General features: G+C 35.7%; 23 protein-coding genes and 1 tRNA gene. 12 read left to right on the forward strand and 12 right to left on the reverse strand.

Annotated elements, in window-relative coordinates; all coding sequences use genetic code 11:
- Positions 1 to 469: 469 nt before the first annotated feature.
- Positions 470 to 1,159, forward strand: coding sequence for a hypothetical protein (locus F3J23_RS11135; protein ID WP_167028462.1), 690 nt, complete (start codon positions 470 to 472; stop codon positions 1,157 to 1,159).
- On the opposite strand, the gene F3J23_RS11140 is transcribed toward F3J23_RS11135, so the two are convergent.
- A complete protein-coding gene (locus tag F3J23_RS11140) occupies positions 1,160 to 1,411 on the reverse strand; it encodes a hypothetical protein (RefSeq protein ID WP_167028464.1) in 252 nt (83 codons plus the stop codon).
- A 401-nt stretch (positions 1,412 to 1,812) separates the two neighbouring features.
- Here F3J23_RS11140 and F3J23_RS11145 point away from each other — a divergent pair, with 401 nt between their 5' ends.
- The 3 genes from F3J23_RS11145 to F3J23_RS11155 all read left to right on the forward strand — a co-directional run bounded on the left by F3J23_RS11145 (position 1,813) and on the right by F3J23_RS11155 (position 3,746).
- A complete protein-coding gene (locus tag F3J23_RS11145) occupies positions 1,813 to 2,148 on the forward strand; it encodes a YegP family protein (RefSeq protein ID WP_167028466.1) in 336 nt (111 codons plus the stop codon).
- A gap of 297 nt (positions 2,149 to 2,445) precedes the next feature.
- Positions 2,446 to 3,192, forward strand: coding sequence for a class I SAM-dependent methyltransferase (locus F3J23_RS11150; protein WP_167028469.1), 747 nt, complete (start codon positions 2,446 to 2,448; stop codon positions 3,190 to 3,192).
- Positions 3,193 to 3,299: 107 nt separating this feature from the next.
- Positions 3,300 to 3,746, forward strand: a complete 447-nt coding sequence (locus F3J23_RS11155; protein WP_167028474.1) for a phosphohydrolase — start codon at positions 3,300 to 3,302, stop codon at positions 3,744 to 3,746.
- Here the strand turns inward: F3J23_RS11155 and F3J23_RS11160 are convergent.
- Complete coding sequence (locus F3J23_RS11160; RefSeq protein ID WP_167028476.1) at positions 3,743 to 4,459, reverse strand: DUF2490 domain-containing protein; 717 nt, start codon at positions 4,457 to 4,459, stop codon at positions 3,743 to 3,745. The genes F3J23_RS11155 and F3J23_RS11160 overlap by 4 nt on opposite strands.
- Before the next feature lie 71 nt (positions 4,460 to 4,530).
- Positions 4,531 to 6,342 (reverse strand): TonB-dependent receptor plug domain-containing protein, encoded by a 1,812-nt coding sequence (locus F3J23_RS11165; RefSeq protein ID WP_167028479.1) that lies wholly within the window; start codon positions 6,340 to 6,342, stop codon positions 4,531 to 4,533.
- A 648-nt stretch (positions 6,343 to 6,990) separates the two neighbouring features.
- Between F3J23_RS11165 and uvrA the strand changes: the two genes are divergently transcribed.
- Together uvrA and F3J23_RS11175 are read left to right on the forward strand one after the other, a co-directional pair.
- Positions 6,991 to 9,783, forward strand: coding sequence for an excinuclease ABC subunit UvrA (gene uvrA, locus F3J23_RS11170; RefSeq protein ID WP_167028482.1), 2,793 nt, complete (start codon positions 6,991 to 6,993; stop codon positions 9,781 to 9,783).
- Positions 9,784 to 9,864: 81 nt separating this feature from the next.
- Positions 9,865 to 10,632, forward strand: coding sequence for a methyltransferase domain-containing protein (locus F3J23_RS11175; RefSeq protein WP_167028485.1), 768 nt, complete (start codon positions 9,865 to 9,867; stop codon positions 10,630 to 10,632).
- Between the two features lie 81 nt (positions 10,633 to 10,713).
- Here F3J23_RS11175 and F3J23_RS11180 read toward each other — a convergent pair whose 3' ends face one another.
- Positions 10,714 to 10,854 (reverse strand): hypothetical protein, encoded by a 141-nt coding sequence (locus tag F3J23_RS11180; RefSeq protein WP_185156452.1) that lies wholly within the window; start codon positions 10,852 to 10,854, stop codon positions 10,714 to 10,716.
- Between the two features lie 122 nt (positions 10,855 to 10,976).
- Here F3J23_RS11180 and F3J23_RS11185 point away from each other — a divergent pair, with 122 nt between their 5' ends.
- The 3 genes from F3J23_RS11185 (at position 10,977) to F3J23_RS11195 (ending at position 12,067) form a co-directional block, all read left to right on the forward strand.
- Positions 10,977 to 11,210 carry a hypothetical protein gene (locus F3J23_RS11185; protein ID WP_167028488.1) on the forward strand — a complete coding sequence of 78 codons (234 nt, stop codon included), beginning with the start codon at positions 10,977 to 10,979 and terminating at the stop codon, positions 11,208 to 11,210.
- A 416-nt stretch (positions 11,211 to 11,626) separates the two neighbouring features.
- Positions 11,627 to 11,698: transfer RNA gene (locus F3J23_RS11190), tRNA-Arg, on the forward strand.
- Between the two features lie 126 nt (positions 11,699 to 11,824).
- Positions 11,825 to 12,067 carry a hypothetical protein gene (locus F3J23_RS11195; RefSeq protein ID WP_167028491.1) on the forward strand — a complete coding sequence of 81 codons (243 nt, stop codon included), beginning with the start codon at positions 11,825 to 11,827 and terminating at the stop codon, positions 12,065 to 12,067.
- A 156-nt stretch (positions 12,068 to 12,223) separates the two neighbouring features.
- Here the strand turns inward: F3J23_RS11195 and F3J23_RS11200 are convergent, their stop codons facing one another.
- Together F3J23_RS11200 and F3J23_RS11205 are read right to left on the reverse strand one after the other, a co-directional pair.
- Positions 12,224 to 12,988: a hypothetical protein gene (locus F3J23_RS11200; RefSeq protein WP_167028494.1), complete on the reverse strand. Its 765-nt coding sequence runs from the start codon at positions 12,986 to 12,988 to the stop codon at positions 12,224 to 12,226.
- A complete protein-coding gene (locus F3J23_RS11205; protein WP_167028496.1) occupies positions 12,985 to 13,479 on the reverse strand; it encodes a MarR family winged helix-turn-helix transcriptional regulator in 495 nt (164 codons plus the stop codon). The genes F3J23_RS11200 and F3J23_RS11205 overlap by 4 nt, the downstream gene beginning before the upstream one ends.
- A 157-nt stretch (positions 13,480 to 13,636) precedes the next feature.
- On the opposite strand from F3J23_RS11205, the gene F3J23_RS11210 reads away from it, so the two are divergent.
- On the forward strand, positions 13,637 to 14,026 hold the full coding sequence (locus F3J23_RS11210; RefSeq protein WP_167028500.1) for a hypothetical protein: 390 nt from the start codon (positions 13,637 to 13,639) through the stop codon (positions 14,024 to 14,026).
- 133 nt (positions 14,027 to 14,159) lie between these two features.
- On the opposite strand, the gene F3J23_RS11215 is transcribed toward F3J23_RS11210, so the two are convergent.
- Positions 14,160 to 15,317, reverse strand: coding sequence for an MFS transporter (locus F3J23_RS11215; protein ID WP_167028503.1), 1,158 nt, complete (start codon positions 15,315 to 15,317; stop codon positions 14,160 to 14,162).
- 129 nt (positions 15,318 to 15,446) lie between these two features.
- Between F3J23_RS11215 and F3J23_RS11220 the strand changes: the two genes are divergently transcribed.
- Complete coding sequence (locus F3J23_RS11220) at positions 15,447 to 15,677, forward strand: GNAT family N-acetyltransferase (RefSeq protein ID WP_228455322.1); 231 nt, start codon at positions 15,447 to 15,449, stop codon at positions 15,675 to 15,677.
- A 98-nt stretch (positions 15,678 to 15,775) separates the two neighbouring features.
- Here the strand turns inward: F3J23_RS11220 and F3J23_RS11225 are convergent, their stop codons facing one another.
- From F3J23_RS11225 to F3J23_RS11240, 4 genes are all read right to left on the reverse strand, one after another.
- Positions 15,776 to 16,753 (reverse strand): T9SS type A sorting domain-containing protein, encoded by a 978-nt coding sequence (locus F3J23_RS11225; protein WP_167028506.1) that lies wholly within the window; start codon positions 16,751 to 16,753, stop codon positions 15,776 to 15,778.
- Between the two features lie 196 nt (positions 16,754 to 16,949).
- Positions 16,950 to 17,864, reverse strand: coding sequence for a helix-turn-helix domain-containing protein (locus tag F3J23_RS11230; protein WP_167028509.1), 915 nt, complete (start codon positions 17,862 to 17,864; stop codon positions 16,950 to 16,952).
- A 77-nt stretch (positions 17,865 to 17,941) separates the two neighbouring features.
- On the reverse strand, positions 17,942 to 18,739 hold the full coding sequence (locus F3J23_RS11235) for an SDR family oxidoreductase (protein WP_167028512.1): 798 nt from the start codon (positions 18,737 to 18,739) through the stop codon (positions 17,942 to 17,944).
- A 221-nt stretch (positions 18,740 to 18,960) separates the two neighbouring features.
- Positions 18,961 to 20,457, reverse strand: a complete 1,497-nt coding sequence (locus F3J23_RS11240) for a catalase (protein WP_167028515.1) — start codon at positions 20,455 to 20,457, stop codon at positions 18,961 to 18,963.
- Between the two features lie 166 nt (positions 20,458 to 20,623).
- On the opposite strand from F3J23_RS11240, the gene F3J23_RS11245 reads away from it, so the two are divergent.
- The gene (locus tag F3J23_RS11245; RefSeq protein WP_167028518.1) at positions 20,624 to 23,968 is read left to right on the forward strand and encodes a DEAD/DEAH box helicase; all 3,345 of its coding nucleotides are present in this window, start codon (positions 20,624 to 20,626) and stop codon (positions 23,966 to 23,968) included.
- 205 nt (positions 23,969 to 24,173) lie between these two features.
- On the opposite strand, the gene F3J23_RS11250 is transcribed toward F3J23_RS11245, so the two are convergent.
- Positions 24,174 to 24,974 (reverse strand): T9SS type A sorting domain-containing protein, encoded by an 801-nt coding sequence (locus tag F3J23_RS11250; RefSeq protein WP_167028521.1) that lies wholly within the window; start codon positions 24,972 to 24,974, stop codon positions 24,174 to 24,176.
- Positions 24,975 to 25,076 lie beyond the last annotated feature (102 nt).

A 25,076-nucleotide genomic window follows, 5' to 3' on the forward strand; every position in this document is an offset into this window, starting at 1 on the left:
CAGACTTGCATATGAACCCTCCCTGTTAATATTATCAATCTATAAATAGAGAAATTTGCCCTTTTGGCAGAAGGTCAGAAATTCAAAAAATTACACATCATTCGTAAAAAAATAATTGCGCCATCAGGATAAATATGCATTTTATTTTAACAAATAATACTTTAAAATAATAAATAAATAATGCAAAAACATTAAAAATAACAATATTTTAAACAATAAATATTCAAAATAAAACTACTTTAAACACAAAATTTATTAAAAAAAGCGATTATTATTATCAATATTAATTAAATTTACCCCATAAATTGCATTTTTAAACAATTCAAAAAACTAATAATTTTCGTAAAAAAAGACATTTATAAAAAATTAAAAATTAAAATAAAATATTCAATTATTAAAATCAACAACAACCATTGCCGTTATGAAAAAAATTATTTTAACTCTTGCAATTGCCTTATCGGCCTTTTCAATGACAATCAGCGCGCAAGTGGGTATCAACACCACCTCCCCTTCGGCTACTCTAGATGTAAAAGGGAAAAGCACTGTAACAGATACGGACGGATTGATTGCTCCCCGACTTACAAGAGCACAGCTCACAGCAAAAGGCAATACGTTATATGGACCCAATCAGGATGGGGCAATAATATATATAACTGATATAAGCGCTGGAGACACAGCTTCTCAAAGGATAAATATCACCACTAAAGGATACTATTATTTTGATAATGGAACTAATCAATGGAAGATTTTAAGCTACACCGCTCCCCCCGCTGTAAAAACAATACTTATTGCTGATGGTACACCAATGCCTAATGTAAATACTATTGGAGCGCCGGGCGGACAGAGGAGTGTTGCAGGTGGCAATTTTACCAGCCAGAGGGGAGGAAATTTATTTTTCACAGGCTACGCCGGAATGTCTTGTACTGTGGGAGGGGTCACAATAGGTTTTATTCTCTATATGGATGGAGTCGAGAAAGACAGAATTTCTCAATACTATGAAAATCCTCAAAAAATAGCCTCCACCTTAAATTTTATTATTTCAGGCATTCCCACCGGTAACCATACATGGGATCTGCGAATTACCGGCAACACGAGTGCGATTAACTACTCATTTACAGATGCAAACCATAGAATGGCAATTAAACTAATAGAACTATAGCTAAGTGTTAAGCCCGGAGCCAACAATTACTTTTACGTTCGGATTTTCAGTACCATTCTGAAGGCTGACATCAATTGCATTATTGATTGCTGCTTCATGAGCATAATCCAGCCATGCATTATCAGCATACACTTTCATTTTCTTGGAGATTATATTAAAATAGTTGTTCCGTTGACAGGATGTGAAGCATATCTGTGAATATACGGTGATATTTACCCCTGTCAATAATAGATAAATAAGTGTTTTTTTCATTGTATGATTTTTTTTAATTAAACCTGACATAAAAAAATATAACTTCCTATAAAACAAAATCTATTAACAACAGTAAAAATTCTTTTGTGGTTCTTGCTATCAATGAGATTTTTGAGTGTTAATCAATATTGAGAGTTAAATATATTATACCATAACAAAATTCTGTTTTATACTGCATAGCTTATAAATATTTTCAATTCATATTTTTAATATTTTTTACTAGCCTTATTAAAATTTATTCAAACTTTTATAAAGCCATAAAAGAAGGGGTATTCACATTGCTTTATAACTAATAGATCTCATTCTCTCAAATACCCAAAAATCATAATACTTTTTAATTCCAATACTTTTCGTTAATTTTAGTTAGTATAACTAAAAACCATTAACTCAAAATAACTATTATGGGAAAATTTATTATTTTTGAAAAAACAAACGGCAGTTTTCATTTTAACCTTAAAGCCGGAAACGGGCAGGTCATTTTAACCAGCCAGGGATACAGTTCAAAACCTTCCTGCGAAAACGGAATCGGATCTGTAAAGGTTAATTCCCAAGAAGATTCAAAATTTGAAAGAAATATCGCTGGTGACGGCAGGTGCTATTTCAACCTTAAAGCCGGAAACGGGCAGATTATAGGCATCAGTCAGATGTATGAATCCGATAACGGAATGGAAAACGGTATAGAATCTGTAAAAAACAATGCCCCCAATGCTTCTGTAGAAGACGAAACAAAAATATAAAGCAAACAGGCAATATTTTATCAAAAAAATCTTAAAAACAAAATATTTATTTTTTTATTCTTATTTTTTTTCATAGTTTTATGGAAAATTCAAATTAATAATATTATTAATATTTATCTCATATTATAATTTGGATGAAAAAGGCAAAATGCCTTATTTCAAAAAAGAGATTTAATCGATATAATTTTAAAATCATTTTGATTTCAACATAACTAATCTTGATTTTTAGGTGACATTAAAATAGATTTATCATTGTATATAATTTAAAAACACAGTATTGAAAAAATTATTTGAAATATGAAACAAATCTTGAAAAAAATCTTAAAAGGTTCCCAAAAGCCTAATATTGATCCTATTGAACATGACAGGCAATACCTTTCTAAGGATGTTCCTCTATCTACTATTGCCAGTCATCAAAATTGGTATAACCATTTGATTGAAATTGGTAACAAACCAGGAATGAGAATATTAGAAGTAGGAAGCCGTGAGGTAACGGGAAGCTACAATTCCAAAAAAAATTTCCAGAATGCCGAATATGTGGGCTTTGATTATTATCCCGGAGATAATGTAGATGTAGTTGGGGATGCCCATAAACTTTCCACTTATTTTAAAGAAGATGAAAAATTTGATATCATCTATTCTGCATCCTGTTTTGAACACTTTGCCATGCCTTGGCTTGTAGCAGAAGAAATTGCGAAATTATTAAAAGTAGGCGGAATCATTTTTGTAGAAACTCATTTTTCATATTCGGCCCATGAAAGACCATGGAATTTTTTCCAATATAGCGATATGGGATTAAAAGCATTATTTTCTAAAGCATTAGGATTTGAATGTATAGAAGCCGGTATGTCAAATCCATTAATAGGAAGATTTTCATTATTAGCAGACGAATATCTACAAAACAAACCTGTAAGAGGACTTTACTGCCATAGTGAATATCTGGGAAAAAAGATAAAAGATGTTGAAAACTTTTCCTGGAGCCAGGTAGATTTGATGGATGTGGTCGGAGAAACAAAATATCCCGAACCAAAATCATCAAAATAAAATTCTTACCCCACTTTGAATTAAAATATTTTTACCATAATTGTTTAACACAAATGCCTTGAAATTTTAAGGCATTTGTTATTTTTGTATTCTATTTTCATTTAGAAATGACAAAAGAAGAACTACTAAATAAAGCTATAAAAATTGCCGATAAGGCTCACAAAGGACAGACTGACAAATACCATGCACCCTATATAGGACATGTTATGCGTGTAATGGAGTACGGGAAAACACTGGATGAAAAAATTGTTGGTGTACTTCACGATGTTGTAGAAGACCACCCAATGGAATTCAGCCTGGAATATTTGAGAACGGAAGGCTTTCCGGAATACATTATTTTTGCGGTGAGCTGCCTTACTAAATTCGATCCGGAAGAGGATTACGATGAATTTATCAGGAGAACGGAAAGATCTCCCCTTGCAGTAGCCGTAAAACTCAATGATCTGCGTGATAATATGGATCTCAGAAGAGTAAACCGTGAGCTTACTCCCAAAGACATTAAAAGATTTAATAAGTACCTGAAAGCTTATCGTTATCTGATAGAAAAATATTAATCTGCACCAGGGAAATCATAGGTCTTCACCTTATGATCTGTGCCATCAATATTGATGTTCAAAGCCAGGTAAATAAAGTGTAGATTCTTATTCCCTTTTGCTTCAAATTCACGTTGCCACAAATATCCTGTAAGAATACCAAAGTAATCATCAATCTGATACCCGAAACCGCCATACACCCTGTTTCTGGCAAAAGTAGGTTTCATAGGGCTTACAAAGAAAATTTCATCATAAGCATTGGCAAAAACAGTTCCCTTCTGAATCGTTTTAGAGTTCAGAGGAACACTTATGTTCAGACGGTAACGGTAACGCATTCTTTGGGATGTTTTATCAGTCTGTGGTTCATAAAACCAGCTCTTTTCGGCACGAAAACGATTTTCAAACTTTACAATTCCTTTTTTGAAATCAATAACATCCTGAAGCCACACCCTGAACTCTTCTCTGCTTAAACTATGATCTTTATAGTTAACATATCTTCCAAGACCGATGAAAGGTTTGTGGTTTTTAGTAAGATTATACCCCAATCCTCCTTTTATCTCATAATAATCCGGGTAAGTATAATCTTCGTTACCACGCAGCTGTCCTTCTGCATATAAGAAAAACTTGGGATGAAACTTGTAGGTCAGAGTTACTGCATTGAAGCTGGAAAGATGTTCCTGTGCTTTGAATAATGAAATACCAAGAAGTAAACTCAGACCTAAAAAACGTTTCATAAAAAATTTTTGCAAATGTATACCTTTTAACAATTTGTTAATATTAATTTTAATTAACAAAGAATTAATATCTATTTAATATTTATAGTATACGAAAACCCAATGTGGAACCACCTTTGCGGCATTTCCACTCCAAAAGCTTCTGTATATTTTGTGTTTGTTAAATTATTAATCAGAACATACACGGAATAGTCTTTTTTCGCAAAACTAAGTTTCTCATCCAGAAGCTGATAACTCCCCAAATTTACTCTCTCATTATACCTGTAAACAACTTCATTAGTAAAGTTTTTAAGGAATTTCACCTCCAGCTTGGAAATCAACTGATGTTTCAGATTATCCAGAATATATCTTGATACTAAACCATTAGTTTCCTGATACTTGCTATCAATATATGTATATCCTAAAGTGTATTTTAACCAGTCTATTGGTCTGTGGCTCCATTCCGCTTCAATACCTTTGGTTTTGATTTCTCCTACATTCTGCGCATACCATATTTTATCGCTTGGATCTTTTTTAACCCAATCAATAGAGTTGCTGGAGTTCCTTAAAAACCCACTGATTTTAGCTAAAATCCTACTATTCTGATATTGATATCCGATCTCTGATGAAACTGCATTTTCGGGGCGCAGATCTGGATTTCCCTGCTCCGTTTTGCTTACATAATAAAGATCTGTAAAAGTGGGTACTCTATGTACTTTTGCGATATTCCCATAAACCTTACTGTTGGGGTTGAAATTATAGCCTACGTCAAGACCAGGATAGAAAAAATTTCCTTCTTTAGAGTAATTAGCCCAAGAAATTCCCGGACTGATGTTCAATTTTTTATCCAGTAATGAAAAATGATGTTCAAAGAAAACCTGGGAAACAAAACGATTTCTATTCCCTAAATTACTGCTCGCCAGAAATTCTTTCCTAAGTTCAACACCTACTCCCGTTGTTCCTAAACTTGATTGATAACTGGAATTCACTTCTCCACCTACATTATTTCCTATGTGCATATTTCTGTAAAAATCAGGATTCCATCTGTCATATAGGTACATATCCTGACCTCTTCTCCAATATACATTAGAATTAAGTTTCAGTTTTCCAAAAGTCTGCTGATGCGCTACACTTACAATAGAAGCCTGCGTTTCTTCGTACTGTTTTGTAGCATCTTTGGATGCATAAAATCCATTCGCTCCGAATTTCTTTTCAGAAAAACCGGCCTGCACTCTCAGATCACCATTTTTAATATTCAGCTTTCCCTGATAAAATACATTTCTGATCTCATAATCAGTATTGAACATATATCCCTCTGAAGATGCGGAATTTGCCTGAAGTGTATTGGAGAATTTTTCATCTCCCATCTGAGCATTGAATCCTAACCCGTATGTTTTATAGTCTCCCCCGTCAGCACTTATTTTTACACGTTTTCCCGGTACAGTTTTGGTGATGATATTGATTACTCCTGCATAAGCATTTTGCCCAAAACGTCTGGCAGCCGGACCTTTTATAATTTCTATTTTTTCTACGTCATCAAGATCAACCGGAATATTCATATTATTATGCCCCGTCTGGGAATCATTCATTCGGATCCCGTTCAAAAGCAAAAGGACTTGTTCAAAAGAACTTCCGCGGAAGCTGATATCACTCTGCACCCCATTGGCTCCCCTCCTTCTGATATCCATTCCCGGAACCTGTTGAAGAATCTCATCAATACTTTTAGCAGGAGAATTGGCAATTTCTTCTTTTGTAATGACTGAAATATTCTGGTTGGCACTTTTATAAGGTGTAGAGATGAATTTCCCCTGAAACTCAATATTTTCTATATCTGTCGTCTTTTCCTGTGCATTCACCCAAAGCAGGGATCCCAGAAAAAAAACACTTCCTATCTTTTTGATCATAATCTTTTCGTAGTTTTTTTAATAATAGCCTCCAAAAGTAAGGGAGTTCACCAAGACAGACAAATGATACTTGTCATAAAAAAAGAGACTGTCTTTTGAGACAGCCTCTTGTGAGGGAGAAATTTTTTATCTTTTTCTCATTAAATGTGTAACTAGATCTCTGAATAATTTTCTCATTTCTCTATTACATATTTATGACTACAATTTTAAATAATTTTAAAACATAAAACAATACCTTAATAAAAAAATATAATAGATTTCCTAAAATCATTCTGAATACAATAAAAATAAACTAAAAACAAAGGCAATTATAAAAAAAAACATATCTATTTTACATTTTAATAGTCAATTTTTTAGCAACCATTTATCGATTTTGCATTCAAAATATAAATTTCAACCATAGAATATGCATAAAATTTTCACCAAAAATTTCGTAATTTTGTGAGTCTTAATTTTACGATAAAAACATTCTTTTTTCAACTGTATTTTTGGAAGGTCATCTGTAAAAAATACATCCAATCAATCAAATGATTTTAGAAAGATGTTTAAACGTTCAATTGATGACCGTTATAGAATATTCTATGGCAAAAACACCATTAAACCGGCATATCATAATATTTCCCGGTTACTTTTATGAATAAACAAAATATGGCTAACACAACAGAAATAGACATAAAAAAACAGATTTTCGTTAAGAATGCACATCTTAATAATCTGAAACATATCGACGTCCTGATCCCCAAAAACAAACTGATTGTTATTACCGGAGTTTCAGGAAGCGGTAAATCATCTCTGGCTTTTGATACTATTTATGCCGAAGGACAGAGGAGATATGTGGAAAGTTTAAGTTCTTACGCCCGTCAGTTTTTGGGGAAACTGGAAAAACCTAAAGTTGATGATATTAAAGGACTGGCACCTTCCATTGCAATCCAGCAGAAAGTAATCTCTTCCAATCCTCGTTCTACAGTAGGAACTTCTACGGAAATCTATGACTATATGAAGCTTTTATTTGCAAGAATCGGGAAAACTTTTTCTCCGGTTTCAGGCGAAGAAGTGAAGAAAGATTCAGTTTCTGATGTTGTAGATTTTATTAAGGCTTCCAAAAAAGATACTTCTTTTTTGCTTACTGCTCCTTTGGAATATGATGCCGATAATTTTAAGGAAACACTGAATGTTTTAAAATTAGCAGGTTTCACCAGACTTGAAATCAATGGAAATGTAGCAGGGATTGAGGATCTGGAAAGCTTTGGATTTGCTCCTGAAAAAGGTATGAAGATCAATCTTGTTATCGACCGCTTTTCTTATGAAGAGGATGAAAGCTTTTTGCAGCGTCTGGCAGACTCTATTCAGATGGCATTTTATGAAGGACGCGGTTATTGTTCTTTAAAGAATACAGACACTGAAAAAATAAAAGAATTCTCGAATAAATTTGAACTGGACGGAATAGAGTTCCTTGAACCCAATGTTCATTTTTTCAGTTTTAATAATCCATATGGAGCATGTCCGGCCTGTGAAGGATATGGAAAAGTAATCGGGATTGATGAAGACCTTGTTGTTCCGAATAAAACGTTATCCGTTTATGAAGATGCTGTGGTCTGCTGGAGAGGCGAAACCATGAGCGAATGGAAAAAAGACTTTATTAAAAAAGCCGGGGATTTCCCTATCCACAAACCTTATCACCAATTAACAAAGGAACAGAAAAATTTTCTTTGGAAAGGTGACGGAAAAAGCAATTTTCCTTGCATTAATAATTTCTTCAAGATGCTTGAGGAAAATCTGTATAAAATCCAGTACAGGGTAATGCTTTCCCGCTACAGAGGCAAGACACTTTGCCCTACCTGTGAAGGATTGAGGCTTCGTGAAGAAACCAGCTGGGTAAAAGTAGACGGACACAATATTCAATCCATGATCGAGCTTCCTTTGGATGAACTGGAACCATTAATCAACGGATTAAAGCTTTCTGAACATGATAAAGAAGTTGCCAAAAGACTATTATACGAAATTACAACCCGTCTGGAATTCTTATTAAAAGTAGGATTAGGATATTTAACATTAAACAGAACATCCAATACACTTTCCGGAGGCGAGAGCCAGAGAATCAACCTGGCTACCAGCTTGGGAAGTTCACTGGTAGGTTCCATTTATATTCTGGATGAACCTTCTATCGGTCTTCATTCTAAAGATACAGAAAATCTGATTGATGTACTGAAAAATCTTCGTGATCTGGGCAATACTGTAATTGTAGTTGAGCATGACGAAGATGTAATGAGAGCTGCAGATTACATTATTGATATCGGTCCCGAAGCGGGTTACCTTGGTGGTGAGCTGGTATTTGCAGGAGATTATAAAGATTTGAAAAAAGCCAGCACGCTTACTTCGGAATATTTAACAGGAAGACTGGAAATTGAAGTTCCTAAGAAGCGAAGAAAAGCAAAAGAATGGATTCACATCAAAGGAGCACGTCAGAATAACCTTAAAAATATAGATGTAGATGTTCCTCTTGAAAGCCTTGTGGTTATTTCGGGAGTTTCTGGAAGTGGAAAATCTACGTTAATGAAAGAAATTCTTACCAATGACATTCAAATCCAATTGGGAATGGGCGGCAAAAAAGGAGACTATGATTCTGTAGAATTCCCGAAAAAACTCATCAAAAATATTGAGCTGATCGATCAGAACCCAATCGGAAAGTCATCCCGTTCAAATCCTGTAACTTATCTTAAGGCATATGATGACATCCGTGATCTTTTTGCCAAACAGAAAGTAGCAAAGATGATGGGGTATAAACCGAAACATTTCTCTTTCAACGTAGATGGCGGAAGGTGTGATGAATGCAAAGGAGAAGGAGTTATCAATGTTTCCATGCAGTTTATGGCGGATATTGAGCTGGAATGTGAAGTTTGTAAAGGAACACGCTTTAAGAATGAGATCCTTGAAGTAAAATTTGATGAGAAAAATATCTCTGATATCCTTCATATGACAGTAGATGAAGCTTTGGAATTCTTTAAAGATAATAATGAAGAAAAAATTGTGACCAAACTAAGACCTTTACAGGAAGTAGGATTGGGTTATTTACAGCTGGGGCAAAGCTCTTCTACCCTTTCCGGGGGTGAAGCGCAGCGTGTAAAGCTTGCCTCATTCTTAGTAAAAGGTGTAACAACGGATAAAACTTTATTTATTTTTGACGAACCTTCCACCGGACTTCATTTCCATGATATTCAAAAGCTATTAAAATCTTTACAGGCATTGATTGATCTTGGACATTCCGTAATCGTTATTGAACACCAGCCAGATATTATCAAATGCGCAGATTACATTATTGATATTGGCCCGGAAGCAGGAAAACATGGCGGTGAAGTAGTTTTTGCAGGAACACCTGAAGACCTTACCCACAATAAGAAGTCTTACACTGCAAAATATATCAAAGAAAAACTTGAACAATAAATTAAAAACGACTGTTAATGAACAGTCGTTTTTTTATGATAGATTCTCTTATCTTTATATCATCATTTCAAAATTATTTTTATGCCTTGGAATCCCGAATTATACGACCAGTACAAAGATGTACGTTATAAACCTTTTTATGATCTCGCAGCATTAATCAAGCCTGAAAACAATATAAAAGCAATTGATTTAGGCTGTGGTACAGGAGAACAAACTTCCATTTTAGCAGGGAAACTGGCAGGTTCTGCATTTCTGGGAATCGACTCTTCTGCAGAAATGCTTGAGAAATCAAAAAAATACGAAAATGAAAATCTTCACTTTCAGCTTCAGACTATTGAAGAAGCTGTGGCTTCAGAACAAAAATGGGATCTTGTTTTCAGTAATGCTGCTTTACAATGGGTAGATGACCACGAAGTTTTATTTCCTAAAATCATCGGATTACTCTCCACCAAAGGACAGCTCGCCATTCAAATGCCTGTTCAGAATGAAAATATACTGAATCAGATTCTTTCGGAAATGGTAGATGAGGAACCTTATACCTCTTATTTGAAGCATTTTAAACGTAATTCGCCTGTGCTTTCAATGGACGAGTATGCACAAATCTTATTTGACAATGGCATTGAGAATATAGAAATATTTCAGAAAGTATATCCTATTATTGCAGATGACCATGAGGCTTTATACACATTTATATCAGGAACTACATTACTTCCTTACCTGGAACGTTTGGACCATGAAGAAAAAGAGCTATTCATTACAGAATTTAAGGCCCGTATTGCCAGAAGGTTCAAAAAATATCCGGCAATCTACGCTTTCAAACGTATATTAATGTACGGCTGCAAAAAATAAAATTGATGAAATAAGCTATCACAATATTGCGATAGCTTATTACCCTTACAATCAGCCAGATTTGCTTCCTTTTGAAAGTGCTCATCCGTTTGTTCTATCTACTAACGGAAGTCTTACTAAGGTCCAATCCAGATTGCTCTCCGAAAGAGGATTATATTCTGTTTGTTTATCTTTTGTTGTTTCCGGATAATTCTGATACATCCAGTCGGTTGCCATTTTCACTTTCCCATTCTTTTATCCAAGCCCGCTAATTTTTGTTTTTTATATACTGATTGTTAAATCACCTAAAAGAGTATTATTTTTTTTTATACTTTAGTAAATAACAAATCAAAAAATCAATTGCTATGAAAAATTTAAAGAAATTAAAAAGAAGTTATCTTGTATTGATTACCGGAGGAGATTATGCCTATGCAGATTGTGATATAAACGGAAACTGCCCCGCAGTACCAGGCTCATATTATTGCAGTGGCGGTGTCTGCTATAGATCTACAGGTGGTGGTAACCCTGATAATGGCTGCCATGAACCTCAACGGGATTGTATGCCATGGGAAACCGGATGTGGATGTGTGTATTCATAAGTATGGATATCTCAAACAGCCTGAAAAGCCTGTTATAAAGGACAGAACAAGTTATCCACAAAAAAATGTGGATAACTTGTTAATTTTAACATTAAATTTATATTGCATATTAAAATAATTAGTACATTTACTATGTAATAAAAATCGAAGTGGAAACTTTATTTGCTTTTCTTACTACTATTGAAATTGCAATTAAATTTGAAATAAAAATTTAAGCACAGCATTGTCGGCTGTGCTTTTTATTGTTGTCTAATTAAAAAAATGAGATGTTTTATCTACTGAATCTGCTCCTAAAGAGCAGATTCTTTTATATTTACAGCAATGAAAATGTCATTTCTTATACTTAATTCTCACGAATAATTACGCTCTATACTATAATAAGACTATGAATAATTCGTAATTTTATAAGTCAAAATGGCTTCATAGTTCAATGGATAGAACAAAAGTTTCCTAAACTTTAGATCCAGGTTCGATCCCTGGTGGAGCTACTTACTAACTTCTAACGCACAACACTTATCTTTGAAAATTTAAGCAAAAAGTACAGTTTAATATGACGGAGTTTATTCCGAGATTTCCGACATTTGCCTGAATTTTAATAAACATCAATTAAACCCATGGAAGAATTTGAAGTTCCGGTAAATTATAAAGGTAAAGACCTTCTTTTCAATGGTCGTCTTGCCACATTCAGTTACGGATATAAATTGTATGTAGAAGTAGAAGGAAGTGAAGTAGTTATTGAGCGTGACGACGAAGGTAATCTAAGAGCTATTGTATCGGAAACATCTACAAATCCTGCTATAGAAAAAGGACTTATCGAAGCCATAATTAAAGTATTTAGTGATCTTCAGGTGTTGTAAAACTTTTCCTAATCCGGTCTTATTAAAATAAATCTCATTGCAGAACAGGAAAATCTGATCAGTTTTATTTTCGAAATCATTCATTGGGATTCATTTCCGCCAGAACATTTTTTCTGGGAAATAGCCTTGTTTGAAAGCTCCAAATAAGAGTCTGGATTATTCAAAGACCACATAATTTACTTTATCTACGCCTGTATTACCGGTCTTCTCATGGTAGGCATACAATACCAATTCATAATTACCCGGTGAACTGATCAAATGGCTTCCTTCGAAAAGATTGGTTGAAACCAGTGACATATCAATATTTTTAATCCATTTTCCATCTTTCTTTAAAATACCTTTCACTTCAATTTCATCGGAGTTCCAGACACCGCCCTTTTCAATGACACATCCGCACATCATTACGATATTGGCCTGAAACTGAAAAGGCTTATCTTTAATCGTATTCAGAGCAATGTACTGATGGGTTCTGGGCTTCAGGATATCAATGATGTATCCGGGAATCTCAAGAATAATCCCCTCACCTAAAATATTTTTCCCGGGAATAAGCCATAATTCTGTGCTTACCACCGCCTGAGCCTGTTTGCTGTTCAAAGGAGAAACTACTTCTATATTTACAAATGTGGGTTCATCAATGTCTATGGAAGCTATAAAACCTCCGGTCTGCGCATCCGCAATTGCATTTCCTCTTACTTTAGGTGTTTTCATGATCAGATCGGTATTTCCGGTACTGCCCGTTGTATTGCCTTCTGCAAGAATTCTTTGATTCAGCTTGTTTCTGACGATAATATGGGCTCCTCCTAACGATGTCCCGATAAATTTGGCATCTCTTGCTTTCGCTCTTATCATCACCTTTGTTTCGGTTGCTGAGATCATGATATTGGAGAAAAGAAATGCAGCGATGAGAATAAGTGTTTTCATGATTGAATTGATTTTAAATATTCTTGTTTAAATCTATGATGGAAAGTTTCAGTTTTAAGCTCGAGATCAATATGATCCAGATAAGTAAAAATGGTAAGATCTTCTGACAGCATTTTCAGGATTGCCTTTTCACAGCTGTCCCAGATCTTTTCCAGCTGCGGAAGCATTTCTATCGCCTTAGGAGACAAAGAAATGATTTGTTTCCTTTTATCTGCGCTATCTTTTTTAATGACGAGGTATCCTTTTTCTTCCATTTTCTTGACAATTACCACTACTGAAGGATGTGAATACCCCAAAGGTTCCGCAATATCTGTAATAGAGATCTCCCCTTTCTTCTGCAACAGCATGAAGACGAGATACCAGTTCGGCTCTACATCAATTCCGAATTCTTTATAAAATTTTCTGACATCATGAGACATGCGGTCACTGATTCTTTTTAATCTGCTATCCAAAGCTTTGTAGCCTAATTCTTTAATAAAGTCAAAATCCATTGATAAAATATTTGCTGTAAATATATAAAAATAAAGTCAACTATATAGTTAGCTTTATTTTTTATTGGAAATTTTTATCTCTTTTCAAAATGAGGTCTAGAACTTAAGTCGCATGGCTAATTAGGATAGGACAAGAAAATACTTTACTTTTAAGCCTATGAATAATAATGAAAAAATCATCAGAGAAATCAAAGATTTTCATGAAAATATCGAGAAGTGGTTTCAGGGAAAGACTGAAAATCAGGAAGAACTTTACCAGATACTTTTATCTGGCTTTGTTCCGGAATTTAGAATGACCAATGGAAATGGTGATACAGTTACTCTATCTATGCTTTCTGATTGGCTTCCAACAGTCTTCGGTAAATTTCCGGAGCGTAATATTCGGCTTGAAAATATAGAAGTGAACCATTCCGGACATCATGGACTGGCTACTTATATTGAAATTCAGGAAACTGGAAATATATTGAACCAACGCGGATCTTCTGCTGTTTTTATCCTGAATGAAGAAAGAGCATTGTGGCTTCATCTCATAGAGAACTGGATATAGTTTTCCGAAAACCAGATAAAAAAATAGAAAAGCTGTCTCAGAATCCACAATATTTGATTCTAGAGGCAGCTTTTGCTTTTTATGACGACTGATTTATTCAGACCATGGAGAATGAGGAATACAATCACAGAAATTAATATTTTCTGAACACTTTCATTTGCCCTGCCATCAAAGTCAGTAAAATTCCAAAACAAGCAAAAAGACCATAGGAATATCTGAGATCAAAGCTGTCTGCGATATATCCAATAAGCGGCGGCCCCATCAGGAACCCTAAAAACGAAATACTCGATACAAATGACAACGCAATGCTTGGAGCTATGGTACTCACTTTTCCTACGGTACTATAAACTGACGGTACACTAAGTGAGCTTCCAAGACCGACAATCATAAAAGCAAGGATACAGATCCACAATTCAGGGAAGAAAACACTCAGGAAAAGCCCGCCGCTCATCAGCATACCACAACATTGCAGAACTATTTTTTTTCCATACTTCTCAATGACACGATTGCCGATAAATCTACCTAAAGTCATCATTAAAATAAAGCTTGTATATCCCAATATGACAAGATTTTCCGGTGCTTTTACAATTGTTTGAAAATACACTCCGCTCCAGTCGAACATTGCGCCTTCAATAGCCATACTCAAAAATCCTATGATTCCGAGACCTACAAGGGTTGGATTAACCGATTTAAAAATTGAACGGGTTTGAGGCTCTGCTTTATGGATGATATTGGTCAAATTCTGCTTGCTGTACAACCAAATCCCTGTTACAACGGCAAAAATAATGGCAAAATGAGTAAAGGTTCCTACATGTAAATTAATCATCAACAAACCGATGACAGCTCCTGTTAATCCTGCAAAACACCAGGCTCCGTGATAAGATGACAAAAGGGTTCTCTTCGTCATAGATTCAATTTCAATCGCCTGGGTATTGATTGCTATATTGCATAAATTTCCTGAGACTCCAAAAAAGAATAATACAACCGCCAGTGTCCAGTAAGATGGAGAAAGTCCGATTAACAAAAGAAAAACAGAATAGAATAAAAAACATCTTTTAATGATCCAGCTGCTTCCATACATACTGATTAGTTTTCCTGCCGGAACCATAGTTGAAAGCTGCCCGATCGGCATCAGAAGTAAAAGAGTTCCCAATTCTGCTTCATTGATTGAAAGTGCATTTTTAATGATAGGTATCCGGCTGGCCCAGGAAGAAAAAACAAGCCCATGGGCAAAGAAAAGTAAAAAACAGGCTGTAGGCATTTTTGCATTAAAAGAATCTCTCGCATTCATTGAATAGTGTTTGACCAAATTTCCGTTAGCAAAGTTACTCACACTTGTTCAATAAAATATAGTCCATTTTTGGCATTTTCTATTCCATTTTAGACAATAGACTTAATTTCCTGTCTTTTTTAGTTCTATTTGAAAACCAATCGTGTACAGTTAAAAACAAAAGACAATAATTTCAGATCGAGAAAAGCCATAGAAAAGATTGGCGGTGTATTTGAAGGAATTTTCCGTAAAGATAAAGTTCTAAGTGACGGAACAACCAGAAATGCAGCTTACTACAGCATTTTAGATGATGAATGGAATGAGGCAAGAATCAAAATTCAGAACCTGATTAAAGAAAAACAAAATTCTTCTGAAAAATAAATAAAAAAAGAGACAGTATACAATCACCTCTACATGAATTCGTCTGATCATACTGTCTCTCACTTGAAAAGATTCTTATAAAAATAGAGCGTAGGTTTTTACTTTTTAATAATTTTCTTCGAAACGGAACCTCCTTTTCTCAATTCTCCTTGAAGAATGTATACACCTTTCGGAAGCTTTGAAATATCAATACCTTTAGCATTGCCAGTTACCAAAACAACCTTACCATCCATAGAGGTCACTGTTATTTTCTTAATATCTTCTTTAGAATTTAGCATAACAAGATCAGAAGCTGGATTCGGATAAACTGAAATATCTTTATTTTTAATATCAATATCATTTGTTGACAATGGTGATGATTCAGGATAAGAAACACTTCTGTTTACACTTGTGTTTCCGTTGATTGTAAATGTATTGATTGCAAAATTGAATACGATTCCTGCACTTTGGCTAATCCACATATAAGATTCGTTCGTATAAGTAAATGGTCCCGGTGTCTGTGTTCCGGTTCTCATTCTTTTAATTCTTAAAACATTCGGATAAGTTCCTGTAGGGGTTGTAATAGTTCCATAAGCATCTACCGTGTATTCTACCTGCCCTGTCTCGGTATTACCCGCTCCTCCGGAAGCTGTAGTGAACTGATAAGGATCAGTAAACTGCTGCAGATAAGTAATCGGGAATTTGAAGTTAATTAATGGATCCGTATAAGTTATTGTCATATCCCCCGGATTGGCATATGTCCCGAGCATGATATCTTCCGTATCAGATATGGAAGTAAAATCATAGACATCTGAAAGAGTGGGTACAGTAATTCTGTTGGCATTAGGAAATCTAAAACAGTTTGCCTCTCCCGGACATGCTTTTGTAGTATTGGTATTGACATTTGGAACTGTATAGGCAGAAAAATTCCATGTAGCATTTGCTCCGGATGGACCGGCTGTTACAGTAGATGCAACATCTCCAGCTCTATACGTCATAGGTATATTAACTCTATCAACAGCACTTCTCGTTACCGAAGGCTGCGCATATGCCGTGATCCCTGCCACAAGAAGTAAAAAAGAATTTAGCTTTTTCATATTGTTTATTTTTAAATTTGATATGGTTGACTTTCACCTACAAATTTATTTTTAGTTTCAAAAGCTATCAATCCTCAAAAGAAAGTATTTTTATCTACCAGAAATCAGGTATTTTTTATTATCCTGAAAATGATTATTTTCCTGATACTTTTTCCAAAATAATACCCGGCATTGAAACCGGGCAAAATATGAATATCTAATTGAATGATTGTCTGTAACTCAGAGGTGTTTTGTCTGTTTTCTTTTTAAATAGCTTATTAAATGATTGTGGATGCTCAAATCCTAAGGCATAAGCAACTTCCGATACTGAAAAACGAGTTGTAGTAAGATACTCTTTCGCCTTCTCTATTAGTTTTTCATGGATATGCTGCTGCCCGTTCAAACCGGTAAGGTTTCGGAGCATATCACTCAGGTAATGAGGAGATAGATTGAGCGATGAAGCCAGAAATTCTACAGTAGGAAGGCCTTTATTCAGTGTTTCCTGCCGATTGAAATAATCTTCCAATACCGTATCCATTTTCGCAAGAAGATCATTATTTACTGCTTTTCTCGTGATAAACTGTCTTTTATAAAAGCGGTTGCTGTAATTGAGAAGGACATCAATATAAGAGACAATTACGTCCTGGCTAACTTCATCAATGGCTGTATTCAGCTCGTTGGTGATGCTGTCCAGCAACCCGGTAATGATCATTTTTTCCTGATCGGATAAATGCAGAGCTTCATTCGTGTCATATGAAAAGAAACCGAAGTTTTTAATATTCTTTCCCAAAGGATAGCTTCTGATAAAATCCGGATGTACCAGTAAAGTGTATCCGCTGTATTCTGCATTTTCATCCGTTGAAAGAATCTGCCCCGGAGCGGTAAACATCATTCCGCCTTCATTGAAGTCATAATACCCCTGCCCATATCCCATTTTCCCGTTCACCGAATACTTATACGAGATTTTATAAAAATTCAATACAAAACTTCTGTTCAGCATTTCTTTATTAATTGTCATTTTTGTATTATCCACGAGACTTACCAATGGGTGAAGCGGTTTGGGGAGCTGCAGAATTTCATGCAGTTCCGAAATGGATGAGATTTTCAGAGGAGTATAGTCTTTCTTTTCCATGATATAAAATTAATAAAATATCCAGTGAAAAAGACAGCATAAAAACATGTGTTTCATGCTGCCTTTCAACATAGCAATTAGATGAATTGTTTTCCAAATTGTTCCCTGAAAGCTTCGTCTCCCAGCTCCACACGCTGTGCATATAAAGCTCTGGCATCTTCTCCGGCTACATATCTCAGCTGTTTTTTACCATCGGTTGCAGCCTCATAAACCACTTCTGCAATCTGTTCTGGTGTAGAAGCAGCATCCATCATTCCATCCATCTTAGAAAATAAAGCATTAGTCATTTCTTCATAAGCCGGACTAGATGCGGAATCCAGTGAACGGCTTACAAAATCTGTCTTGATTCCACCCGGAGAAACTGTTTTAATGTCTATCCCAAATTTGTTAAGCTCAAAAGCAAGGCTCTCACTCCATCCTTCCAGTGCCCATTTTGTAGCATGATAGGTAGATCCTAATGGAAAAGCAATCAGACCTCCGATAGAGGTTGTAGAAATGAACAGTCCATTTTGTTTTTCTCTGAAATAAGGAATAAACGCCTGAGTAACGCGGATAACACCCAATAAATTCGTATTAAGCTGTTTTACGATCTGATCATCTGTTAATGCTTCCAAAGGCCCGATAAGACCATATCCTGCATTATTATATACCACATCGATATTACCCAGGTCAAGAGCTCTATGAACGGTTGATTTGATCTGTTCCGGATTGGTAACATCCAAAGGAAGTACAGTTACATTTTCTAAAGAAGAAAGATCCGCAGCTGCTTCAGGATTTCTCATCGTAGCAATTACTCTCCATCCGTTCTTTTGAAATAATTGAGCAGCCGCTTTTCCTAATCCTGTAGAAGCACCTGTTATAAAAATTGTTTTCATTTTTCTTTGTTTAAAATTACAGGACAAAGTTCAGCATCCGGGAAAAGATAAGAGTTGCCAAAATGGGGTAAGGTGTATCCAAAACGGATTGATATAAAATAAATCACATTCAATCAAAAAAAATCCTTTAGTTGATTATTTCGACTAAAGGATTCACTCCGGGAATACATATGGCGACTTCCCAAAGCTAAAAATCAATATATAATATAATAAACGTTTCTTTAAATAGTATCTGCGGTAACCTTTTTCATTTCATATCCCTCATAATCAAATACTTCAGAAATAGACAATCCAAGTGCTCTGCTTACTCCCTCCCCATATGCAGGATCTGCCCGATAACAATTCCTGATATGACGAATTTGTATAAACTTTTGGGCATCTCCCACTGCTTCTGCCGTGTTTTTAAATAAAATTTCTTTTTGTTGGTCAGACATCAGCCTGAAAAGATTTCCGGGTTGAGAATAATAATCATTATCTTCACGATGATCCCAATGCCCCGCATCGCCATGGATCGTTAAAGGAGGCTCACTAAAGTCATGCTGCTCCTTCCACTGATCAAAACTATTAGGCTCATATCCTATTGTACTTCCAAAATTACCATCTGTTCTCATTGCCCCATCTCTATGATAAGACTGATAAGGACATTTAGGAGCATTTACAGGAATCTGATGGTGATTAACACCTAATCGGTAACGTTGGGTATCTCCATAAGAGAATAAACGTCCCTGAAGCATTTTATCCGGTGAAAAACTGATTCCCGGAACCACAGAAGCAGGATTAAAAGCAGCTTGTTCAACCTCCGCAAAATAGTTGGATGGATTTCTGTTGAGTACAAGCTCTCCTACCGGAATAAGAGGATAATCTCCATGAGGCCAGACTTTTGTTAAATCGAATGGATTGATGTGATAGTTTGCTGCATCTTTTTCTTCCATAATCTGGACATACATTGTCCACTTAGGAAAATGGCCTTCCTCAATATTTTCATAAAGATCCTTCTGATGACTTTCCCGATCTGTACCAATGATTGCTTTCGCTTCTTCGTTGCTCATATTTTGGACACCCTGCTGTGTCTTAAAATGAAACTTCACCCAAAACCGGGTATTTTCATCATTAATAAAACTGAAAGTATGGCTTCCAAAACCGTCCATATGCCTGTATGATCTGGGGATACCACGATCACTCATAGTAATAGTAACCTGGTGGAGAGATTCCGGTAATAAAGTCCAGAAATCCCAATTGTTATCTGCACTTCTAAGATTGGTTCGGGGATCTCTTTTCACCGCATGATTTAAATCCGGAAACTTTAGCGGATCACGAAGAAAGAAAACAGGTGTATTATTTCCTACAAGATCCCAGTTTCCTTCTTCTGTATAGAATTTTATGGCAAAACCTCTGATATCTCTTTCCGCATCTGCCGCTCCTCTTTCACCTGCCACCGTAGAAAAACGGACAAATAAAGGAGTTTCCTTTCCAATAGCTTCAAAGACTTTTGCTTTTGTATATTGGGTAATATCATGAGTGACCCTGAAAACACCGTAAGCTCCTGATCCTTTAGCATGCATTCTACGCTCAGGAATTACCTCACGGTCAAAATGTGCCATTTTTTCTAAAAACCAGATGTCTTGTAATAAAGCCGGACCACGCCTTCCTGCGGTCATGATATTCTGATTGTCTGACACAGGAGCTCCGGTTCGATTGGTTAATTTATTTTCGTTCATATTGTATAATTTATAATCCAAAATTATCAGATTAATACACTATCAGAATCATCCAGTTTAGATAAAAAAAAGCAGTCCAAAAAAGTAGTGATTCCATGTACTTTCTAAAATAGTCTTAGGTCTCTTCATTCATTTGTTTTTTGTAAGTTTGCCGGTATCAATTGTTATGGCAGAATATATTCTTGAAGACATCAATATCAGCACACTTTCCGTATATGACCTGTTGAAGCATACTGCAGAGAGTTCATTTGTTGGAATCAGGGATTTCAGTGATATCTATCCCGTTGCCATTGAAAATAATACCGGTATTTTTACCAAACAATCTTTACAGGAATTTCCAGTTGTCAGCATCAGTAAGATTAACAGCTCATTGCTCTGCTCCTGCACGTGTGACCATTCTAAAAACCAGCTTTGTTCCCATCAGGCAGAGATCATTCATTGCATTATAGAAGAGAAGAATTTCCGCATCTTTTTTGATGATATGCTGCGCAGAAAAACATTACTTTCCAAAGCAAAAGGATATGGATTGGAGAATGAACCCGATCTTGACACTTATTTTCAGCTGGAATACATTGACGGGAAAATTGAGATACAACCCAAGATTAAAGAAATGCTTCCTGTAGATGATGTGATCTTTCAAAAGGATCTTCTTCCGCAAATTCCGTCTAAACTGGAAGAACTAGCCCTACTGGAAACAAGCAGAAAGCAGATTCTGGTTATTGGAAAACATCGTTATTACAACCATCTGATGTTCTCACTTATGGAAGCTGAAACAACCCAGACAGCAAAACTCAAAAATCCGATAACCCCGGTTGATGCCATGCAGCTGATCTGGAAAGCAGAAAAACCTTCCGATATTAAATTTTATACGGCCATTAACTCTTTTCAGACAAACTACAATGAAGAGTATAATACTGCAGAACTTGAAGCTCTAAAAATTATTGTACAGAATCCTCTGGAGCTGGATGTCTATTATCATGATCGAAATATTGGAGAAACAATTTCTTCAAAGTCTCTTTCACGTGTTGAATTAAACACTTTAGATGCCGAAGTACAACTATCTGTATTTAAGAAAGATCCTTTTTATGAAATAACGGGAGAACTGCAGTTTAACGACATATCCGTTCCTTTTAAAAATGTAATTCTTCGAAATGAATATTTTGTTTATAACCGCAACATTTTCAGCTTTGTAGAACATCCTGATATGCTCAGAATCATCAGGTTTTTTAAATCTAATAATGAAATTTTACTGATACATTCTTCAAAATACGAGGAATTCATGAAGAACATCCTCTTTAATCTTGAGGAGCGTATTCATATTAATTACAGCTACATACAGCCTGCAACAAAAGTACAGCTTGAATATAAAAATTATAACACGGAAAAGGTTGTCTATCTTCGTCAGCAGGAAAATTATATAGGAATTACTCCTGTAATGAAATACGGAGATGTGGAAGTTCCGGTCTATTCCCGCAAACAGATTTTTGATACGGATCAAAATGGAAATCTGTTCAAAATAGAAAGGGATGATTCAGCAGAAGCTCGTTTGACTTCTCTGATTATGCATCAACATCCTGATTTTGAAGATCAGATGGATGGATATCAGTATTTCTATCTTCACAGAGATAAGTTCATGGATAACAACTGGTTTCTCGAAGCATTTGAGGTCTGGAGAAATGAAGGTGTAACAATCCTGGGTTTTAGTGAATTAAAAAACAATAAATTAAACCCTCATCGCGCTAAAATCAACATTCAGATTACCAGTGGACTGGATTGGTTCAATGCCAAATTAAAGGTAGGATTCGGACAGAAAGAAGCTGCTTTAAAACAGCTTCACAGAGCGATCCGCAATAAGAGTAAATTTGTACAGCTGGACGACGGAACCCTGGGAATCCTCCCTGATGAATGGATAGAAAAGATCTCAGCTTATTTTAAGGCAGGAGAAATTGATGAAGAACTGCTGAAAATTCCGAAAATCAATTTTACGGAAATTTCTTCACTTTTTGAAAAAGACATTCTCAGCAAGGAAGTTCAGGATGAAATTTCATCTTATTCTTCTCAGTTTTCAACTAGTAAAAACATTCCTGAAATCAAAATTCCTGCAGAGCTCAATGCTGAATTAAGAGATTACCAGCACGAAGGCCTAAACTGGCTTAATTTTCTGGATGGGTTCAATTTCGGAGGATGTCTTGCGGATGATATGGGCTTGGGAAAAACAATTCAAATTATTGCTTTTATTCTTTCACAGAGAGAAAAACTGGGACATACCACCAATCTCGTTGTAGTTCCTACTTCCCTGCTTTTCAACTGGCAGGAAGAAATTAAAAAGTTTGCGCCTTCTCTAAAAGTACGTCTCCATTATGGGGCAGACAGGCCTAAAACCACAGCTCATATGCCCGATTATGAGATTGTTCTTACCACGTATGGAATGCTGCTTTCCGACATCAGATTCCTGAAAACATTTAAATTCAATTACATTTTTCTGGATGAATCCCAGACCATTAAGAATCCGAATTCAGAAAGGTATAAAGCTGCACGTCTGCTCCAATCGAGAAACAGAATTGTATTAACCGGAACACCGGTTGAAAACAGCACTTTTGATCTTTATAGCCAGCTTTCTTTTGCCTGCCCGGGACTATTGGGAAGCAAACAATATTTTAAAGATATTTATGCGATTCCGATTGATAAATTTGAATACAGTAAACGTGCTTTGGAACTTCAGCAAAAGATAAAACCTTTTATTCTAAGAAGAACCAAGAAACAGGTCGCGAAAGAGCTTCCTGAAAAAACAGAGACGGTGATCTATTGTGAAATGAATGCCGAACAGCGCCGTATTTATGATGCTTATGAAAAGGAACTCCGGGAGTTTATTGCTTCTAATAATGACGATGAGCTTAATGACAACAGTATGCATGTCCTTACCGGCCTTACGCGGCTCAGACAGATCTGTAACTCACCGATACTTCTGAAAGAGGGATATTCCGGCGAAAATGCCGTAAAAATTGAAATTCTGACCGAACAGATCCTTGGGAAATCAAAAGACCATAAAATCCTTGTTTTTTCACAGTTTGTGGGTATGCTGGACCTTGTAAAAGCCGAATTGCAACGCCATGATATTCAGTTTGAATATCTTACCGGACAGACTAAAGACAGAGGTGAAAAGGTAGCTAATTTCCAGAAAAATGATGGCATCCGGGTATTCCTGATCAGCTTAAAAGCCGGCGGTGTAGGGCTTAATCTTACCCAGGCAGATTATATTTATCTTGTAGACCCGTGGTGGAATCCCGCTACTGAAAACCAAGCTATTGACCGCAGTTACCGTATCGGGCAAACCAAAAATGTTATCGCCGTACGTATGATCTGCTCCAATACAGTGGAAGAAAAAATTATGACACTTCAGAAAAAGAAAAAACAACTGGCCCAAAACCTCCTTAAAACAGATGGAACCAGGTTTCAGGGATTCTCAAAGCAAGATCTTATGGATTTACTGGAGCCCGGATCTGAATCTTAAAAAAAATGTCTTAAAATCCTGCTATTTGGTATTGCTATTCTCATCATTTAAAAAATCTCACGAAGCATTTTTTTTCATTTCATCCCGTTAAGATAATAACTTTTTAAAATGATCTCCTGAATGGTTAAAAAATAAAAAACCGACAGAGATATAGACCTGCCGGTTAAAAAAACAAAAATTGATATGGATATGATTAGATATGTGTTTATTTTTTGATAATCTTTTCAGTGATTATTTTTTGATCTTTTGTCTGGATCTGAATCAGATAAGTTCCCGGAATCAGATTTTCCATATTAACTGTCATTGAGCTGCCTTCAAGTATTTTCTGGCCAGCCATATTGTAAAGCTCATATTTGCTAAATCCTTCTTTTATTATCACTGTTATTAAGCTTGTTGCAGGATTTGGATACAGTTTTACTTTAACTGATGAATCTTTGGATATCTCTTTTGTTGAAAGATTCTCCGGCTGTACATTGATCGTATAGTCTTCAGCCTGCCCCGCTCTTAAACCTGTATCACAAGCCGTCTGAATTGAACTCGGAGCATTAGGATTTGAATATGCCGCCACATTACTGTTTTTAAGAACCCTCATTCTTGTTGTACCTGCAGAAGCATTTGCAGGAACTGTAATGTTTCCGTTTATAGTAAATGCGTTGGCAGGTGTTGCAGCTTCCAGCCTTCCGATATAAAAACTTTCTCCTGCATCATTAAAGCTCCCGTTTCCATTGAAGTCTATAAAAACCATAACATCACTTGGAAATGTTCCGGATGGTCCTTTTACAGAGATAGGATATGAATTTCCTGACTGCAGAGATGTAGACAGAGATGTAAAATCCTCATAGGTCTGAGTTGTTCCGGATTGAAACGGAGATGTATTATTAATGTTACCAAAAGTGACATTGGTAATCATATTGCTATCTGCTCCGTACTGGAAAGTGGGCTGACAGTATTGTGCATCCATCAGTGAACAAAGAGCAACAGCAGAAAGAGTAGTTATTTTTTTCATTGGGTTCTTAATTTCATTGGGACAAATTTATATTTATTTAGAATCAATAAAAATAAGAATGTAATGATTTTTATCAGTTTATTAAGATTTTAAATGATTTAC

Source organism: Chryseobacterium sp. Tr-659, from assembly GCF_011752975.1.
Taxonomy (GTDB): domain Bacteria; phylum Bacteroidota; class Bacteroidia; order Flavobacteriales; family Weeksellaceae; genus Chryseobacterium.

Bases quoted from the DNA above. Each gene is read 5' to 3' on its own strand.
- F3J23_RS11150 (WP_167028469.1), top strand. From the start codon at position 2,446: ATGAAACAAATCTTGAAAAAAATCTTAAAAGGTTCCCAAAAGCCTAAT.
- F3J23_RS11215 (WP_167028503.1), bottom strand. From the start codon at position 15,317: ATGAATGCGAGAGATTCTTTTAATGCAAAAATGCCTACAGCCTGTTTT.
- F3J23_RS11230 (WP_167028509.1), bottom strand. From the start codon at position 17,864: ATGGAAAAGAAAGACTATACTCCTCTGAAAATCTCATCCATTTCGGAA.
- uvrA (WP_167028482.1), top strand. From the start codon at position 6,991: ATGGCTAACACAACAGAAATAGACATAAAAAAACAGATTTTCGTTAAG.
- F3J23_RS11195 (WP_167028491.1), top strand. From the start codon at position 11,825: ATGGAAGAATTTGAAGTTCCGGTAAATTATAAAGGTAAAGACCTTCTT.
- F3J23_RS11240 (WP_167028515.1), bottom strand. From the start codon at position 20,457: ATGAACGAAAATAAATTAACCAATCGAACCGGAGCTCCTGTGTCAGAC.
- F3J23_RS11250 (WP_167028521.1), bottom strand. From the start codon at position 24,974: ATGAAAAAAATAACTACTCTTTCTGCTGTTGCTCTTTGTTCACTGATG.
- F3J23_RS11185 (WP_167028488.1), top strand. From the start codon at position 10,977: ATGAAAAATTTAAAGAAATTAAAAAGAAGTTATCTTGTATTGATTACC.
- F3J23_RS11160 (WP_167028476.1), bottom strand. From the start codon at position 4,459: ATGAAACGTTTTTTAGGTCTGAGTTTACTTCTTGGTATTTCATTATTC.
- F3J23_RS11235 (WP_167028512.1), bottom strand. From the start codon at position 18,739: ATGAAAACAATTTTTATAACAGGTGCTTCTACAGGATTAGGAAAAGCG.
- F3J23_RS11210 (WP_167028500.1), top strand. From the start codon at position 13,637: ATGAATAATAATGAAAAAATCATCAGAGAAATCAAAGATTTTCATGAA.
- F3J23_RS11165 (WP_167028479.1), bottom strand. From the start codon at position 6,342: ATGATCAAAAAGATAGGAAGTGTTTTTTTTCTGGGATCCCTGCTTTGG.
- F3J23_RS11145 (WP_167028466.1), top strand. From the start codon at position 1,813: ATGGGAAAATTTATTATTTTTGAAAAAACAAACGGCAGTTTTCATTTT.
- F3J23_RS11135 (WP_167028462.1), top strand. From the start codon at position 470: ATGACAATCAGCGCGCAAGTGGGTATCAACACCACCTCCCCTTCGGCT.
- F3J23_RS11175 (WP_167028485.1), top strand. From the start codon at position 9,865: ATGCCTTGGAATCCCGAATTATACGACCAGTACAAAGATGTACGTTAT.
- F3J23_RS11140 (WP_167028464.1), bottom strand. From the start codon at position 1,411: ATGAAAAAAACACTTATTTATCTATTATTGACAGGGGTAAATATCACC.
- F3J23_RS11205 (WP_167028496.1), bottom strand. From the start codon at position 13,479: ATGGATTTTGACTTTATTAAAGAATTAGGCTACAAAGCTTTGGATAGC.
- F3J23_RS11155 (WP_167028474.1), top strand. From the start codon at position 3,300: ATGACAAAAGAAGAACTACTAAATAAAGCTATAAAAATTGCCGATAAG.
- F3J23_RS11200 (WP_167028494.1), bottom strand. From the start codon at position 12,988: ATGAAAACACTTATTCTCATCGCTGCATTTCTTTTCTCCAATATCATG.
- F3J23_RS11245 (WP_167028518.1), top strand. From the start codon at position 20,624: ATGGCAGAATATATTCTTGAAGACATCAATATCAGCACACTTTCCGTA.
- F3J23_RS11225 (WP_167028506.1), bottom strand. From the start codon at position 16,753: ATGAAAAAGCTAAATTCTTTTTTACTTCTTGTGGCAGGGATCACGGCA.